Here is a 17049-nt window from a genome sequence, read left to right as displayed (position 1 = left end):
CGCGACGACGGAGCGATGGAGCAGACCATGAGTGCCCCCACCGAGAACGCCCCCACCAACGGCGCGACCACCAGCAGTGCGACCACCAACGGCGCGACCGCCGGCAGCGCGACGACCGCCGGCAGTGTCGTGGACGCGCTCCGTGCCGCCATGAAGGAGGCGGAGCGGCTGCGGCGCCAGAACAGGATGTTCGTCGCCGCCGCCAGGGAACCGATCGCGATCGTGGGAATGGGCTGCCGGTTCCCCGGCGAGGTCCGCTCGCCCGAAGGGCTCTGGGACCTCGTCGCGTCCGGCACCGACGCCATCTCCGCGTTCCCCGCCGACCGGGGCTGGGACCTGGACGCGCTGCGCGACAGCTCCACCGACGCCCGGGACACCTCCGTCAGCCAGCGGGGCGGGTTTCTGAGCTGTGTCGCCGACTTCGACCCCGGCTTCTTCGGGATCTCGCCGCGCGAGGCGGTCACCATGGACCCCCAGCAGCGGCTGCTGCTGGAGACCGCCTGGGAGGCCGTCGAACGCTCCGGCATCGACGCCACGCGGCTGCGCGGCAGCCGCACCGGCGCCTTCATCGGCACCAACGGCCAGGACTACGCGTATCTCCTGGTGAGGTCACTGGACGACGCGACCGGCGATGTCGGCACCGGTATCGCCGCGAGCGCCACCTCGGGACGGCTCTCGTACACGCTCGGCCTGGAGGGCCCCGCGATCACGGTCGACACCGCCTGCTCGTCCTCGCTGGTCGCCCTCCATCTCGCCGTCCAGTCCCTGCGCAACGGAGAGTGCTCGCTCGCCCTCGCCGGCGGTGTCAATGTGATGTCCACGCCCGGCTCGCTCGTCGAGTTCAGCAGGCAGGGCGGTCTCGCGCGGGACGGCCGGTGCAAGGCGTTCGCCGACTCCGCCGACGGCACCGGGTGGGCGGAGGGCGCCGGCGTCCTGATGCTGGAGCGGCTCTCCGACGCACAGCGCAACGGACATCCGGTCCTCGCGGTCGTACGGGGCTCCGCCGTCAACCAGGACGGCGCCTCCAACGGCTTCACCGCGCCCAACGGCCCCTCGCAGCAACGGGTGATCCGGCAGGCGCTGGCCAACGCGGGACTGACCCCGGCCGAGGTGGACGCGGTGGAGGCCCATGGCACCGGCACCCCGCTGGGCGACCCCATCGAGGCCCAGAGCCTGCTCACGAGCTACGGACAGGACCGCGAACACCCGCTGTTCCTCGGCTCGGTCAAGTCCAACATCGGGCACACCCAGGCCGCTTCGGGGGTCGCGGGTGTGATCAAGATGGTGATGGCGATGCGGCACGGAGTGCTGCCGAGGACCCTGCACGCGGACGAGCCGTCGTCGCATGTCGACTGGTCGTCGGGAAAGGTCGAGCTGCTCACCGAGGCGCGCCCGTGGCCGGAGGCGGGCAGGCCACGCCGTACGGGTGTCTCCTCGTTCGGCGTCAGCGGCACCAACGCGCATGTGATCATCGAACAGGCGCCGCCCGCCGAGGCACCCCCCGCACCTCCCGCGCCCGCCCTGCCGGACGGCAGGACCGCTCCCGAACGGCGGGCGACGACGCTGCCGTGGGTGATATCGGGCCGGACACCAGAAGCGCTGCGCGACCAGGCGGCCCTGCTGCTCGACCGGCTGGAGCACCAACCGGGCCCGCGTCCGGTGGATGTGGCGCTCTCCCTGGCCACGACCAGGGTAGGTCTGGAGCACCGCCTCGCCGTCATGACGGACGAGGACGGCGGCGCGGGACGTGACGCGCTGAAGGCCTGGCTGGAGAACGGCGCGGCACCGGGTACCGTCGAGGGCACGGTCATGGGACGCGGCAGGACGGCGGTGCTCTTCTCGGGGCAGGGTTCGCAGCGGTTGGGTATGGGCCGTGAGTTGTACGGTCGCTTCCCGGTGTTCGCGGAGGCGCTGGACTCCGTACTGGCGTTGCTGGACGGTGAGTTGGGCCACCCGCTCCGGGAGGTGATCTGGGGTGAGGACGCCGACGCGCTGAATGAGACGGGCGTCACCCAGCCCGCGTTGTTCGCGATCGAGGTGGCGCTGTTCCGGCTGGTGGAGTCATGGGGTGTGGCCCCGGACTTTGTGGCGGGGCATTCGATCGGTGAGATCGCGGCGGCTCATGTGGCGGGGGTGTTCTCCCTGGAGGACGCCTGCCGTCTGGTGGTGGCCCGTGGGTCGTTGATGCAGGCGCTGCCGGCCGGTGGCGCGATGGTCGCCGTACAGGCCACCGAGGACGAGGTCACCCCGCTGCTCACCGGTCAGGTGTCCGTCGCGGCCGTCAACGGACCTCGGTCCGTGGTGATTTCCGGAGCCGAGGACGCCACGCTGGAGCTCGCGGCCCGACTGGAGAAGCAGGGCCGCAGGACGAGTCGGTTGCGGGTTTCGCATGCGTTCCATTCACCGTTGATGGATCCGATGCTGGACGGGTTCCGTGCGGTGGTGGAGGGGTTGTCGTTCGCGGAGCCGTCATTGCCGGTGGTGTCGAATCTGACCGGTGGTCTCGCGTCGGCGGATGAGTTGTGTTCGCCGGAGTACTGGGTGCGGCACGTTCGCGAGGCGGTTCGTTTCGCGGATGGTGTGCGGGCACTTGGCGAGCAGGGCGTGCGTACGTTCGTGGAGTTGGGCCCGGACGGTGTGCTGGCGGCGATGGCTCAGGAGTCGGTGCCGGAGGGCGCCGTGACCGTACCGGTCCTCCGCAAGGACCGGTCCGAGGAGACCTCGGCCGTCACGGCACTCGCTCACCTGCATGTGCGCGGTGTACGGGTGGAGTGGCCGGCGTTCTTCGCGGGCACCGGCGCCCGGCCGGTGGATCTGCCCACGTACGCCTTCCAGCACGAACGGTTCTGGCCCCAGGTGACCTACCGGCCCGCCGACGCGGCCGGTCTCGGTCTCGCCTCGGCGAACCACCCGCTGCTCGGCGCGGCCATGTCCGTCGCGGGCTCCGACGAACTCCTGCTGACCGGAACACTGTCACTCGCCACCCACCCGTGGCTGGCCGACCATGTCGTCGGCGGCATGGTGTTCTTCCCCGGCACCGGATTCCTCGAACTGGCCGTCCGCGCCGCCGACCAGGCCGGATGCGACCGCGTCGACGATCTGATGCTGGCCGCCCCGCTGATCCTGCCCCGTACCGGCGCCGTCCAGGTGCAGATCGCCGTCGGCGGCGCGGACGACGACGGCCGCCGGGAGCTGCGCTTCTACAGCCGCCCCTCCGACGCCCCCGACGACGAGTGGACACCGCACGCCTCCGGACGGATCAGCCGCGGCGAACGGGTGATCGGTTTCGACGCCACCGTATGGCCGCCCAAGGGCGCCACCGTCGTCGATGTCGAAGGCCTCTACGACCGCTACGCGGGCAACGGCCTGGAGTACGGGCCCGTCTTCCGCGGGCTGCGCGCGGTCTGGCGCCGGGGCGAGGAGATCTTCGCCGAGGTCGCGCTGCCGCGGGAGGTCGGTGACGCGGACGCGTACGGAGTCCATCCGGCGCTCTTCGACTCCGTCCTGCACAGCACGGTCTTCGCGAGCGCGGACGGCGACGACAGGAGCCTTCTGCCGTTCGCGTGGAACGGTGTCTCCCTGCACGCCTCGGGCGCGTCAACCCTGCGGGTCCGTGTGACCCCCGACGGCCGGGACGCTGTCCGACTGGCGGCGGTCGACGTCCAGGGCGAACCGGTGATCTCGGTGGAGTCGCTGGCTCTCAGGGCCGCGGGGCCCGCGTCCGCGGGCGAGGTCCGGCACGACGGGGTGAACTCCCTCTTCCGGGTCGACTGGGTGCCGGTGACACCGGAGGGCGAGGCCTCCGAGGGCGACTGGGTGGTGCTCGGCACCGACACGCTGGGACTGACCGGCGCACTCGCCGCGACGGGCGCCGCCCGGCTGCGCGCCCCGGTACGGACGCTCGCCGAACTCCTGGAGGAGACCGGTCCGTCCGGCCGTGACGGTGAGGATCCGCCCGGGACCGTGGTCGTCCCGCTCCAGGGCGACAGCGCGCGAAGCGCCGGGTCCGCCCATGAACTCGCCTCCTACGTACTGGAGTTGATTCAGCAGTGGCTCGCCGAGGAGCGGTTCGCCGGCTCCCGGCTGGTCTTTGTCACCCGGGGCGCGGTCGAGGACGGTGCCCATGACCTCACCGATGTCGCCGCGGCCTCGGTGTGGGGACTGGTCCGCTCCGCGCAGGCCGAGAACCCGGGCCGCTTCCTGCTGGTGGACGTGGACGGTTCGGCGGAGTCGGCGGCGGCGCTCCCGGCGCTGCCCGCACTGGCCGCCCCGACCGGCTCCGACGAACCGCAGGCCGTGGTCCGCGCGGGCGCGCCGCGCGTCGGCCGTCTCGCCCGGCTCGAATCCGGTACGGGCCTGGTGCCACCGGCGGGTGTGCCCTGGCGGCTGGACAGCCGGGCGAAGGGAAGTCTGGACGGGCTGACACTGGCACCGCTGCCCGGGGCACCGGAGCCGCTGACGGGGCGCGAGGTGCGGATCGAGGTCCGGGCGGCCGGGGTGAACTTCCGCGATGTCCTCAACGCGCTGGGCATGTATCCGGGCGACGCGGGACTGTTCGGCTCCGAGGCGGCGGGCGTCGTGGTCGAGGTCGGGCCCGACACCACCGGTCTCCAGGTCGGCGACCGGGTCATGGGCATGCTCTTCGGCGGTTTCGGCACCCATGTGGTGGGCGACGAGCGCCGGGTGATCGCCGTACCTGACGGGTGGTCGTGGGAGACGGCGGCTTCGGTGCCGTTGGTGTTTCTGACGGCGTATCACGCGTTGGTGGGCTTGGCGGGTGTGGGTCGTGGTGAGCGGGTGCTGGTGCATGCGGGTGCGGGTGGTGTGGGTATGGCGGCGGTTCAGATCGCGCGTCATCTGGGTGCGGAGGTCTTCGCGACGGCGAGTGAGGGCAAGTGGGAGACCCTGCGCGCGTTGGGTGTGGCGGACGACCACATCGCTTCGTCGCGGACGACGGATTTCGAGGCCGCGTTCGCCCGGGTCACCGGAGGTGAGGGGGTCGATGTCGTACTGAACTCCCTTGCCGGCGAGTTCGTCGACGCGTCGCTGCGGCTGGTGAAGCCGGGCGGCCGGTTCCTGGAGATGGGCAAGACCGACATCCGTGACGCCGCCGGTCTTCCTGAGGGGGTGGACTATCAGGCGTTCGACCTCGGCTGGGTGGATCCCGAGGACATCCAGCGGATGCTGGTGGCTCTGGGGGAGTTGTTCGACCAAGGCGTGTTGGAGCCGTTGCCGGTTCGTTCGTGGGATGTGCGTCGGGCGCGGGACGCGTTTCGGTTTATGAGTCTGGCGCGGCATGTGGGCAAGATCGTGCTGACGATGCCCCGGGTGTGGGATCCCGAGGGTACGGTGCTGGTCACGGGTGGTACGGGTGGTCTGGGTGGTGTGCTGGCCCGTCATCTGGTCGGTGTGCGTGGTGTGCGGCATCTGCTGCTGACCAGTCGTCGCGGTCTGGAGGCTCCTGGCGCTGTCGAGCTGGCGGCCGAGCTGACCGTTCAGGGTGCGCATGTGTCGGTCGTCGCGTGTGATGTGGCGGACCGGGACGCGCTGGCCGGGCTGTTGGAGTCGGTGCCTGCCGAGCATCCGCTGACCGCCGTGGTGCATACGGCGGGTGTCCTGGACGACGGGGTCGTCGGTTCGCTGACGCCGGAGCGGCTGGACCGTGTGCTGCGGCCGAAGGTCGACGCGGCCTGGCATCTGCACGAGCTGACCCGCGAGCTGGATCTCGCCGCGTTCGTGCTCTACTCCTCCACGGCCGGTGTCATGGGCAGCCCCGGACAGGCCAACTACGCGGCGGGCAACACCTTCCTGGACGCGCTCGCCGCTCATCGGCGCGGACTGGGCCTGCCCGGACTCTCCCTCGCCTGGGGCGCCTGGGAACAGGGCGTGGGTATGACGAGCACCCTGGAGGATCACGACGTACGCCGGGTCGGCGGCTCCGGGATGCCGCTGCTCTCCGTCGAGCGCGGGCTCGCCCTCTTTGACGCCGCCACCGCGAGCGACGAGGCCCTGGTGGTGCCCCTCGGCGTCGCCGGCGGCACGATCCCCTCGGCGGCGGGCGTCCCCGCCCTGCTGCGCGGACTGGTACGGACCGGCCGCCGCGCCGCGAAGAGCGGCGCCGCGAGTGTGTCCAGGGCGGGCCTGGTCGAGAAGCTGGCCTCGCTGCGTGAGCACGAGCGGCCCCGGCTGCTCACGGAACTCGTCCGTACCGAGGCCGCCGTGGTCCTCGCGCACCCCTCGCCCGAGGCCATCGCCGTGGAACGGGAATTCCGCCAGCTCGGCTTCGACTCGCTGACTGCCGTCGAACTGCGCAACCGGCTTTCGTCCGCCACCGGACTGACCCTGCCGGCCACCCTGATCTTCGACTACCCCACCCCGGCGCGGCTCGCCGCCCGTCTGCTGGACGAACTGGTGGGCCCGGACGACTCCGTGGACGGCGTCGCGGCCGTCACCGCGCGCGAGTCGGCCGGCGGTGCCGGTGCCACCGACGACCCGATCGCCATCGTGGGGATGAGCTGCCGCTTCCCCGGCGGAGTCGAATCCCCCGAGGGTCTCTGGGAGCTGGTCCTCTCCGGCGAGGACGCCATCTCCGGCTTCCCCACCGACCGGGGCTGGCAGACCGACCCGTCCATCGGCGCCGCCGAGGGGCAGGGCGGATTCCTCCGGAACGTCGCCGACTTCGACGCCGGATTCTTCGGCATCTCACCGCGCGAGGCCCTGGCGATGGACCCCCAGCAGCGCGTACTCCTCGAAGTCTCCTGGGAGGCGGCGGAACGCGCCGGAATCGACCCGGCGACCCTGCGTGGCAGCCGTACCGGCGTCTTCGTCGGAGTGAGCGGCCAGGACTACGCCGGTCTCGTCATGCGTTCCAAGGACGACATGGCGGGCCACGCGACCACTGGCCTCGCGGTCAGTGTCGTCTCCGGGCGGCTGGCGTACGCGCTCGGACTCGAAGGCCCCGCCATGTCCGTCGACACGGCCTGCTCGTCGTCCCTCGTATCGCTGCATCTCGCCTCCCAGGCGCTGCGCGGCGGCGAGTGCTCGCTCGCCCTCGCGGGCGGGGTGACGGTGATGACGACCGCCGCGAACTTCGCCGGCTTCTCCAGGATGGGCGGGCTGGCGGGCGACGGGCGGTGCAAGGCGTTCTCCGACTCGGCCGACGGCACCGGATGGTCCGAGGGCGCGGCGGTGCTGGTCCTGGAGCGGCTGTCCGACGCCCGGCGCAACGGGCATCACGTACTGGCCGTGGTGCGCGGCAGTGCGGTCAACCAGGACGGCGCATCCAACGGACTGACCGCGCCGAACGGTCCCGCGCAGCAGCGGGTGATCCGGCAGGCGCTCGCCAACGCGGGACTCTCGCCCGCCGATGTGGACGCGGTGGAGGCGCACGGCACCGGGACACCGCTGGGCGACCCGATCGAGGCACAGGCGCTGCTGGCCACCTACGGCCAGGACCGCGACGCCGACCGGCCGCTCCTGCTCGGCTCGGTCAAGTCCAACATCGGTCACACCCAGGCCGCGGCGGGAGCCGCCGGGCTGGTGAAGATGGTGATGGCCCTGCGCCATGGCACCCTGCCGCGCACACTCCATCTCACCGAGCCGTCGACGCATGTCGACTGGTCGGCCGGGGCCGTGGAACTGCTGGCCGGCACCACCCCCTGGCCGGAGACCGGGCGCGCGCGCCGGGCCGGTGTCTCGTCCTTCGGTATCAGCGGTACGAACGCCCATGTGGTCCTTGAACAGGCCGGTCCGGAGCCGGCCGAGCGGGCCGTGCCGGCCCCCGACCGAGCCCCCGACCAGGCCCCCGTCGCGGGCCTCGTCCCGGGCCCCGTTCCCTGGCTCGTATCGGCCAGGAGCGAGACGGCGCTGGACGGTCAGCTCGCCCGGATCAAGGCCCTCGCGGGGAAGTCCCCCGAGGACGGGGCGGAATCCGCGCTGGACATCGGGTACTCGCTGGCGACGGGCCGGTCGCTGTTCGAGCACCGCGCCGTACTGCTGGCGACGGACAAGGGGGTCACGGAGATCGCCCGGGGCCTGGGCACCGAGCGGTCGACGGCGTTGCTGTTCTCGGGGCAGGGGTCGCAGCGGCTGGGGATGGGCCGTGAGTTGTACGGGCGGTTCCCAGTGTTCGCGGAGGCGTTGGATTCCGTACTGGTGTTGCTGGACGGTGAGTTGGGCCACTCACTCCGGGAGGTGATGTGGGGTGGGGATGCCGATGTGCTGAACCGGACCGGTTGTGCGCAGCCGGCGTTGTTCGCGATCGAGGTGGCGCTGTTCCGGCTCGTGGAGTCGTGGGGTGTGCGGCCTGATTTTGTGGCGGGGCATTCGATCGGTGAGATCGCGGCGGCCTATGTGGCTGGGGTGTTCTCGTTGGAGGATGCCTGTCGTCTGGTGGTGGCGCGTGGGTCGTTGATGCAGGCGCTGCCGGCGGCCGGTGCGATGGTCGCCGTGCAGGCCGCCGAGGACGAGATCACCCCGTATCTCTCCGGCCGGGTCTCGATCGCGGCCGTCAATGGTCCGTCCTCGGTGGTGGTCTCCGGTGACGAGGACGCTGTCCTGGAGCTTGCGGCCCGGCTGGGGGAGCAGGGCCGCAGGACCACCCGGCTCCGGGTTTCCCACGCCTTCCACTCCCCGTTGATGGACCCGATGCTGGACGAGTTCCGGGCGGTGGCCGAAGGACTGACATACCGGGAACCGGCCATCCCCGTGGTGTCCACCCTGACCGGCGCTCTCGTCTCGGCCGGGGAACTGTGCTCCGCCGGCCACTGGGTACGGCATGTCCGCGAGGCGGTCCGCTTCGCCGATGGCGTCCGTACCCTCGCCGATCAAGGCGCCACCGTCTTCCTGGAGTTGGGCGCCGACAGTGTGCTGTCCGCGCCCGCCCGGGAGTCCCTGCCCACCGACGCCGTGGTGGTCCCCGCGCTCCGTGACGGTCATGCCGAGGAAGCAGCGCTGGTCACGGCGGTGGCACGGCTCCATGTGGCCGGTGCCTCCGTGGACTGGTCCGCGTTCTTCGCGGGGAGGGGCGCCCGGCGGGTGGATCTGCCGACCTACGCCTTCCACCGGGAGCGGTTCTGGCCCGAGGTGGCCGGGGCGGAACCGGTGGACGGCACGGATCCGGCCGACGCGGAGTTCTGGGCCGCGGTGGAGGGTGAGGATCTGGACTCCCTGGCCGCCCGGCTCGATGTGGATGGCGGTTCGCTCGGCGCCGTCCTGCCCGCTCTGTCGTCGTGGCGCACCCGGCGCAGGCTGCGGTCGACCGTCGACTCCTGGCGCTACCGGGAGGCCTGGCAGCCGCTGACGCTCGGCACCGCCCCGGCCGCCGCCCTGTCCGGTACCTGGCTGGTGCTCGTCCCGGCGGCCGGGGTCGCCGACGCGTGGGTGACCTCGTTGATTACCGGCCTGGGTCCGACCGCGGTACGGGTGAACATTGAGGGGACCGACGGTACCGAGGAGGCCAGGGCGGAAGGTGCGGAAGAGGCGGAAGTGGCGGCCGAGGGCATCGACGCCACCGTCCGTGCCGCTCTGACCGCGCGACTCGCCGCCGCTGTCGCCGACAGCGGGCGTGTCGCGGGTGTGGTGTCCCTGCTCGCGCTGGACGCGTCGGCGGACACCGCCGGGGTGCCCGCCGGAGTGCTCGCCACCGCCGCGCTGGTCCAGGCGCTCGGTGACACGGGTATCGCGGCCCCCCTGTGGACCGTCACCCGCGGCGCGGTACGGCCCGTACGCTCCGAGCGGCCGGCCAGTCCCGCACAGGCGGCCGTCTGGGGTCTCGGCCGGGTCGCGGCCCTCGAACACCCGAGGCGGTGGGGCGGACTCGTCGATCTCCCCGAAGAGCTGGACGAACGCGCCGTACGCCGGTTCGTCGCCGTACTGACGGGCACCGGCGCGACGGGCACGGGCACGGGCGGCGGCGCGACGGGCACGAGTACGGGCGTGACGGGCACGGGCGGCGAGGACCAGGTCGCGGTCCGCGCCTCCGGTGTCTACGGCAGGCGGATGCTTTCCGCGCCCGCCGCCCGCTCCGCCGCCGGGAGCGAGGAGCGCTGGCAGCCGTCCGGCACCGTCCTCATCACCGGCGGTACCGGCGCGCTCGGCGCGCGGGTCGCCCGCCGGCTGGCGAGCGAGGGCGCGCGGCATCTCGTGCTGCTCAGCCGCCGGGGCCCGGCCGCGCCCGGTGCGACCGAGCTGCTCGCCGAGCTGACCGCGCTCGGCGCCCGTGCCACCGTCACCGCCTGCGATGTCGCCGACCGGGACCAGCTGGAGCGCGCGATCGGGGCGATCCCGGCGGACTGCCCGCTGACGGCGGTGGTGCATACGGCGGGTGTGCTGGACGACGGCGTACTGGCCGGACTGACGCCCGAGCGGTTCGAAACGGTGTTCCGCGCGAAGGTCGCCCCCGCCCTGCTGCTGGACGAACTGACCCGTGATCTCGGCCTCTCCGCGTTCGTACTGTTCTCGTCGGTGGCGGGCGCGGTGGGCAACCCCGGCCAGGCCAACTACGCGGCGGCGAACGCGGCCCTCGACGCGCTGGCCGAGCGGCGCGGGGCACTGGGACTCCCGGCGACCTCGATCGCCTGGGGCGCGTGGGACGGCGCGGGCATGGCCGACCGGACCGGCCGCGCGGGCACCACCGGCACGGGCGGCACCACCCGCGCCGGTACGAACGCTACCGACGCCGGTACGAACGTCGCTGACGCTGGTACGAACGCCACCGACGCCAGTACGAACGCGACCCGTGCCGGTACGGACGGACCGGGCCACCCGCGGGCTTCGGGCGCCCTCGACCCCGAACTGGCCGTCTCCGCCCTGCTGCGGGTGGTGGCCGAGCCCGAGCCGACCGTCGTCCTCGCCGACCTCCAGCGGCCGGAGCCGCTCACCGCGCTGCTCAGTCTGCGGCCCAGCCCGCTGCTCGGTGAACTGCCGGCCGCCAGGCACGCGCTGACGGCACTTCAGGAGGCCCGGCGGACGGCCGGGCCGGCGGCGTCCGGACTGCGGGAGCGGCTGCGCGGAGCCCCGGAGGGCGAGCGCGCGGCGGTGCTGCTGGACGTGGTCCGTACTCACTGCGCCGCGGTGCTCGGCCATTCCGGCGCCGAGACGATCAGGGGCGACAAGGCCTTCCGCGATCTCGGCTTCGACTCGCTGACGGCCGTGGAGCTGAGCGACCGGCTCACCGGGCTGACCGGTCTCGCGCTCCCCGCCAGCCTCGTCTTCGACTACCCCACTCCCCGGGCGCTCGCCGACCGGCTGCTCACCGAACTGCTCGACGAACCGGCCGGAGAGGGACCGACCGCCGACCGGTCGGGCGACGCTCGGACGGGCGCCGCTCGGACGGGCGCCGTGCTCCCCCCGGCGGCCACCCCGGTCGACGACGACCCGATCGTCATCGTCGGCATGGCATGCCGGTTCCCGGGCGGGGTGCGCTCGCCCGAGGAGCTGTGGCGACTGCTCGCCGAGGGCCGCGACGGTATCGCCGGGTTCCCCACCGACCGGGGCTGGAACCTCGATGTCCTCGCGGGCGAAGGCCAGGGCCGCAGCGCCACCCGGGTCGGCGGATTCCTCTACGAGGCACCGGAGTTCGACCCGGGGTTCTTCGGGATCTCACCGCGCGAGGCGCTCGCCATGGATCCGCAGCAGCGGCTGCTGCTGGAGGTGAGCTGGGAGGCGTTCGAGCGGACCGGCACCGATCCCGCCGCGCTGCGCGGCAGCAGGACCGGTGTCTTCGTCGGCACCAACGGCCAGGACTACGCCCATCTCATCCTCCGGGCGAGCGAGGACGTCGAGGGCCACGCGGGCACCGGTCTCGCGGCCAGTGTCATCTCGGGCCGGCTCTCCTACGCCTTCGGCTTCGAGGGCCCCGCGGTCACCGTGGACACCGCCTGCTCGTCCTCGCTGGTCGCCCTGCACTGGGCGGCCCAGGCGCTCAGGAGCGATGAGTGTTCCATGGCGCTGGTGGGCGGCGTCACCGTGATGTCGACCTCCACGAGCTTCGCCGGGTTCACCCGGCAGGGCGGTCTCGCGCCCGACGGCCACTGCAAGGCGTTCTCCGACTCGGCGGACGGCACCGGATGGGCGGAGGGCGTCGGCGTACTCGTGGTCGAACGGCTCTCGGACGCACGGCGCGAGGGGCACGAGATCCTCGCCGTCGTCCGGGGTTCCGCGATCAATCAGGACGGTGCGTCGAACGGTCTGACGGCGCCGAACGGTCCGTCGCAGCAGCGGGTGATCCGTCAGGCGCTCGCCAGTGGTGGTCTGTCGCCCGCGGATGTGGACGCGGTGGAGGCGCACGGAACTGGTACGACACTCGGCGATCCGATCGAGGCGCAGGCGCTGCTGGCGACGTACGGTCGTGACCGCGCCCCGGAGCGTCCGCTGCTGCTCGGCTCCGTGAAGTCCAACCTCGGGCACACCCAGGCGGCGGCCGGTGTCGCGGGCGTCATGAAGATGGTGCTGGCCCTCCGGCACGGCCGGCTGCCGAAGACACTCCATGTCACCGAGCCCTCGACCCGGGTGGACTGGTCCTCGGGCGCGGTGGAACTGCTCACCGAGCAGAAGGAGTGGCCCCGGACCGGTCGCGTGCGGCGCGCGGGCGTGTCGTCCTTCGGTATCAGCGGCACCAACGCGCATGTGGTGCTGGAACAGGCGCCATGGGCCGGGGCGGGGGGGACGGCTGCGTCGGCGCCGGAGGCCCTTTCGGACAGGGCGGCCCCGGACGCCGTGCCGACGGCGAGGCCCTCGGTGGTGCCGTGGCCGGTCTCGGCCCGGAGCGAGGCCGCGCTGCGCGAACAGACCGCCCGGCTGCGGTCGTTCGCGGCCGAGCACCCCGGACTCCCTCCGGCCGACATCGGGTTCTCCCTGGCTACGGGCCGCTCGGTGTTCGAGCACCGGGCGGTACTGATCGCCACGGACCAGGGCATCTCCGAGGCCGCCCGGGGAGCGGCGGCCGAGCGGCCCACGGCGGTGCTCTTCTCCGGTCAGGGCTCGCAACGGCTGGGCATGGGGCGGGAGTTGTACGAGCGTTTCCCGGTCTTCGCGGACGCGCTGGACTCCGTACTGGCCCATCTCGACGCCGGGTCCGACGGGCGGGCCCGCCCCCTGCGCGAGGTGATCTGGGGGGACGACGCCGAAGCGCTGAACCGGACCGCCGTCACCCAGCCCGCCCTGTTCGCGATCGAGGTGGCGCTCTACCGGCTGCTCGAATCCTGGGGCGTCGCACCGGACTTCGTCGCGGGCCACTCGATCGGCGAGATCACCGCCGCCCATGTGGCCGGTGTCCTCGGGCTCCCCGACGCCTGCCGGCTGGTGGCGGCCAGGGCCCGGCTGATGGACGCGCTGCCCGTGGGCGGGGCCATGGTCGCGGTGGAGGCGACGGAGGACGAGACCGCCGTACTGCTCTCCGAGGGGGTGTCGGTCGCCGCGGTCAACGGACCCCGGTCCGTCGTGCTCTCGGGCGAGGAGGACCGGGTCCTGCGGACGGCGGAGCGACTGGCCGCCGAGGGGCGCAGAACGGCACGGCTTCCCGTGAGCCACGCGTTCCACTCGTCGCTGATGGACCCGATGCTGGACGAGTTCCGGGCGGTCGCACGGGAGCTGGCCTTCGCCGAGCCCTCGGTGCCGGTGGTGTCGAATGTGACCGGCGCGCTCGCGGCACCGGACGAGCTGCGCTCACCCGAGTACTGGGTACGGCATGTCCGCGAGACCGTCCGCTTCGCCGACGGCGTACGGACCCTGGCCGAGCGGGGGGTGGGCACCTTCCTCGAACTGGGCCCGGACGGGGTGCTCTCCGCCCTGGTCCGCGAGCTCGTACCGGACGGCGCCGTCGTGGCGCCCGTCCTGCGCAAGGACCGGTCCGAGGAGCTGACCGCGCTCACCGCGCTCGCCCTGACGCATACGCACGGCGCCCCGGCAGACTGGGCCGCGGTCTTCGCGGGGACGGGCGCGCGCCGGGTGGAGCTGCCGACGTACGCCTTCCAGCGCGAGCGGTACTGGCCGTCGGCCCCGGCGGCCCCGGGCGACGCCTCGGGCCTCGGGCTGGTCGCCGCGGAACACCCGCTGCTGGGCGCGGCGACGACCGTGGCGGGCTCCGGCGAGGTGGTCCTGACCGGACGGCTCTCCGCGCGGACCCATCCCTGGCTGGTGGAGCGTCCGGCCAGGGGCGGCGGCGCGGCGGTACCGGTGGCGGCCTTCGCCGAACTGGCCGTACGCGCCGGTGACGAGGCCGGCTGCGACACGGTGGAGTCGCTGACCCTCACCGCCGGGCTTCTTCTGCCCGAGGAGGGCGCGGTACGGGTACAGGTACGGGTGGCCGCGGCCGACGGCACGGGCCGCCGCTCGCTGACCGTGCACGCGCGCGCCGAGGCCGCCGCCGATCTGCCGTGGACCCTGCACGCGACCGGTGTGCTGGCGGCCGGGCACCCGGCGCCGGAGCCGGAGACCGCTGCCGGACTCCGGCCGCCCGCCGGGGCCGTACCCGTGGATCTGACCCGGTACCGGGACCTGGACCCGGCGGCGGACCTGGGCGCCGACGGCGGCCCGGAGCCGGGCGGCGCGTCCGGCGCGTCCGGTCTGCGGGCGGCCTGGCTCGCGGACGGTGAGGTCTTCGCCGAGGTCGCCCTCACCGAAGAGGCCCGTACGCACGGTGCGTTCGCGATGCACCCGGCCCTGCTGACGGCCGCACTCCGGGCGGCGGCCCTGCTGGGCACGGACGGCACCGACGGCACGGTAGGACCGTTCGGCGGGACCGTCCCGGTCGAGTGGCGGGGACTGACCCTCCACGCGGGGGCCGCCACGGCGCTGCGGGTACGGCTGACCGCCACCGGCCAGGACACCGTGCGGCTCGCGGCGGTCGACGAGGAAGGCGCGCCGGTGCTCTCGGTGCGCTCACTGACCCTGCGTCCGGCCGCCGAGCCGGCGCCCGCGACCGGGACCGCGACCGGCGGGGATCGCCCGAGTCCGCTGTTCGGTCTCGACTGGGTGCCCGCCCCGGCGGTCCCGACGGCCCCCGCCTCCCTGACCGGCGGTCCCCGGTGGGCGGTCCTCGGCAGCGGCTCACCCGCCCTGGAGAGCGCCCTCGCCTCGGTGGACGGGCCGTCCGCCGTACGGGCCGGATCGCTCGCCGAACTCCTCGCCGCCCCAGGACCCCTGCCGGATCTCGTACTGGCGCCTGTCGGCAACGAGTTGACGGAGCGTCAGGATGGGAGGGAGGAGGAGCCGCTGCCCGCCCGGGTGCGGGCCGTGACCGGCGCCGTACTGGATCTGCTCCACGCGTGGCAGGCCGACCGGCGGACCACCGGATCCCGGCTGGTGTTCCTCACCCGGGGCGCGGTCGCCGCCGGTGCCGGGGACGGCGTACGGGATCTGGCCGCGGCCCCCGCGTGGGGACTGGTCCGCTCCGCCCAGTCGGAGCACCCCGGCAGCTTCCTGCTGCTCGATCTGGAGGAGGTACCCGATCCGGCGGGCGCCCACGGCGCCGACGCCCTGAGCACCGCGCTCCGTACCGCCCTGCCCGTACTGCCCGTCCTGCTGGACACCGGCGAGACACAGGCGGCGGTACGCGGCGACGAGGTACGGGTGGCCCGGCTGACGCGGCTGCGCCGGGGCGCGGTCCCGTCCCCCGAGCTGTCCCCCGAGCCGTCCTCCGAGCGCGGGATCCGGTCCTGGAACCGCGACGGTACGGTCCTGATCACCGGCGGCACCGGCGCCCTCGGCGGCGCGCTGGCCCGGCATCTGGTGGCCGCGCACGGCGTCAAACATCTCCTGCTCGCGAGCCGGCGCGGCCCGGACGCGCCCGGCGCGAAGGAACTCCGGGCCGAACTGGCCGCCCAGGGCGCCGAGGTGACCGTCGCCGCCTGCGATGTCGCCGACCGTACGGCGCTGGACGCGCTGCTGGCGGGCGTACCGGCCGCGCACCCCCTGACCGCCGTGGTCCATACGGCCGGGGTGCTGGGCGATGCCACCGTCGGCTCGCTGACCCCCGCGCTGATCGACCGGATACTGCGTCCGAAGGCGGACGCGGCCTGGCATCTGCACGAGGCGACCCGCGGTCTCGGACTGGCCGGATTCGTCCTCTACTCCTCGGTCGCCGGGATCACCGGGGGCCCGGGACAGGGCAACTACGCCGCCGCCAACACGTTCCTGGACGCGCTGGCCCTGCACCGCGCCGGCCTCGGGCTGCCCGCCGTGTCCCTGGCCTGGGGGCCATGGGCCGCCCAGGACGGCGGCGGTATGACCGGCACTCTGAGCGATTCCGACCTGGGACGCATGGCCCGCTCGGACCTGGCCCCGCTGCCGGCGCAGACGGGACTCGCGCTGTTCGACGCCGCGACCGCCCGCGACGAGACGCTGATCGTCCCGGTGCTGATCGCCGAGGGAGCGGGTGAGCGGGCGGCGGCGACCACGGCCGAGATCCCGGCGATCCTGCGCGGACTGCTCCGCGCGCGGCGCCGCACGGCCGCCGCCGCGCGCGGACGCGCCACCGGACTCGCCCGGCGGCTGGCGGAGCTGGCCGAGGAGGAGCGGGAACCATGGCTGGTGGAGCTGGTGCGGGCCGAGACCGCCGCCGTACTGGGGCACACCGCGCCGGACGCGATCCCCGCCGACCGGGACTTCAGCGGGCTCGGTTTCGACTCCCTGATGGCGGTGGAACTGCGCACCCGGCTGACCGCCCGTACGGAGGTACGGCTCTCCGCCACCCTCGTGTTCGACCATCCGACCCCGGCCGCCGTCGCCCGGCATCTCGCGGCGGAGCTGCTGGGCCGTACCGCGCGGGACGGGAGCCCCTCGCCGCTGGCCGCGCTCGACCGGCTGGAGGAGGCGCTCGCCACGGGCACGCTCGACGAGGTCACCAGGAACGGGGTCGCGGGACGGCTGCGGCATCTCCTCGCCAGGTGGGACGGATCCGGCCAGGAGAACGGCGGACTCGTGGTCACGGAACGGATCGGGTCCGCGAGCGCCGACGAGGTGTTCGCCTTCATCGACAACGAACTGGGCCGCTCGGCGGAGTCCTGACCCGCGCGCCCGGGTCCCCGCACCCCTGCCCGCCCCCGGCCG

General features: G+C 73.6%; 1 protein-coding gene. It reads left to right on the top strand.

What is annotated here, in order from left to right:
* Positions 1-129: 129 nt before the first annotated feature.
* Positions 130-17007 (top strand): type I polyketide synthase, encoded by a 16878-nt coding sequence (locus ACWGDX_RS14455; protein WP_453625505.1) that lies wholly within the window; start codon positions 130-132, stop codon positions 17005-17007.
* Positions 17008-17049 lie beyond the last annotated feature (42 nt).

Source organism: Streptomyces sp. NPDC055025 (genome assembly GCF_053608565.1).
Note: the sequence above shows the minus strand (reverse complement) of the source record. Positions and strands in the feature narration are given on the sequence as shown.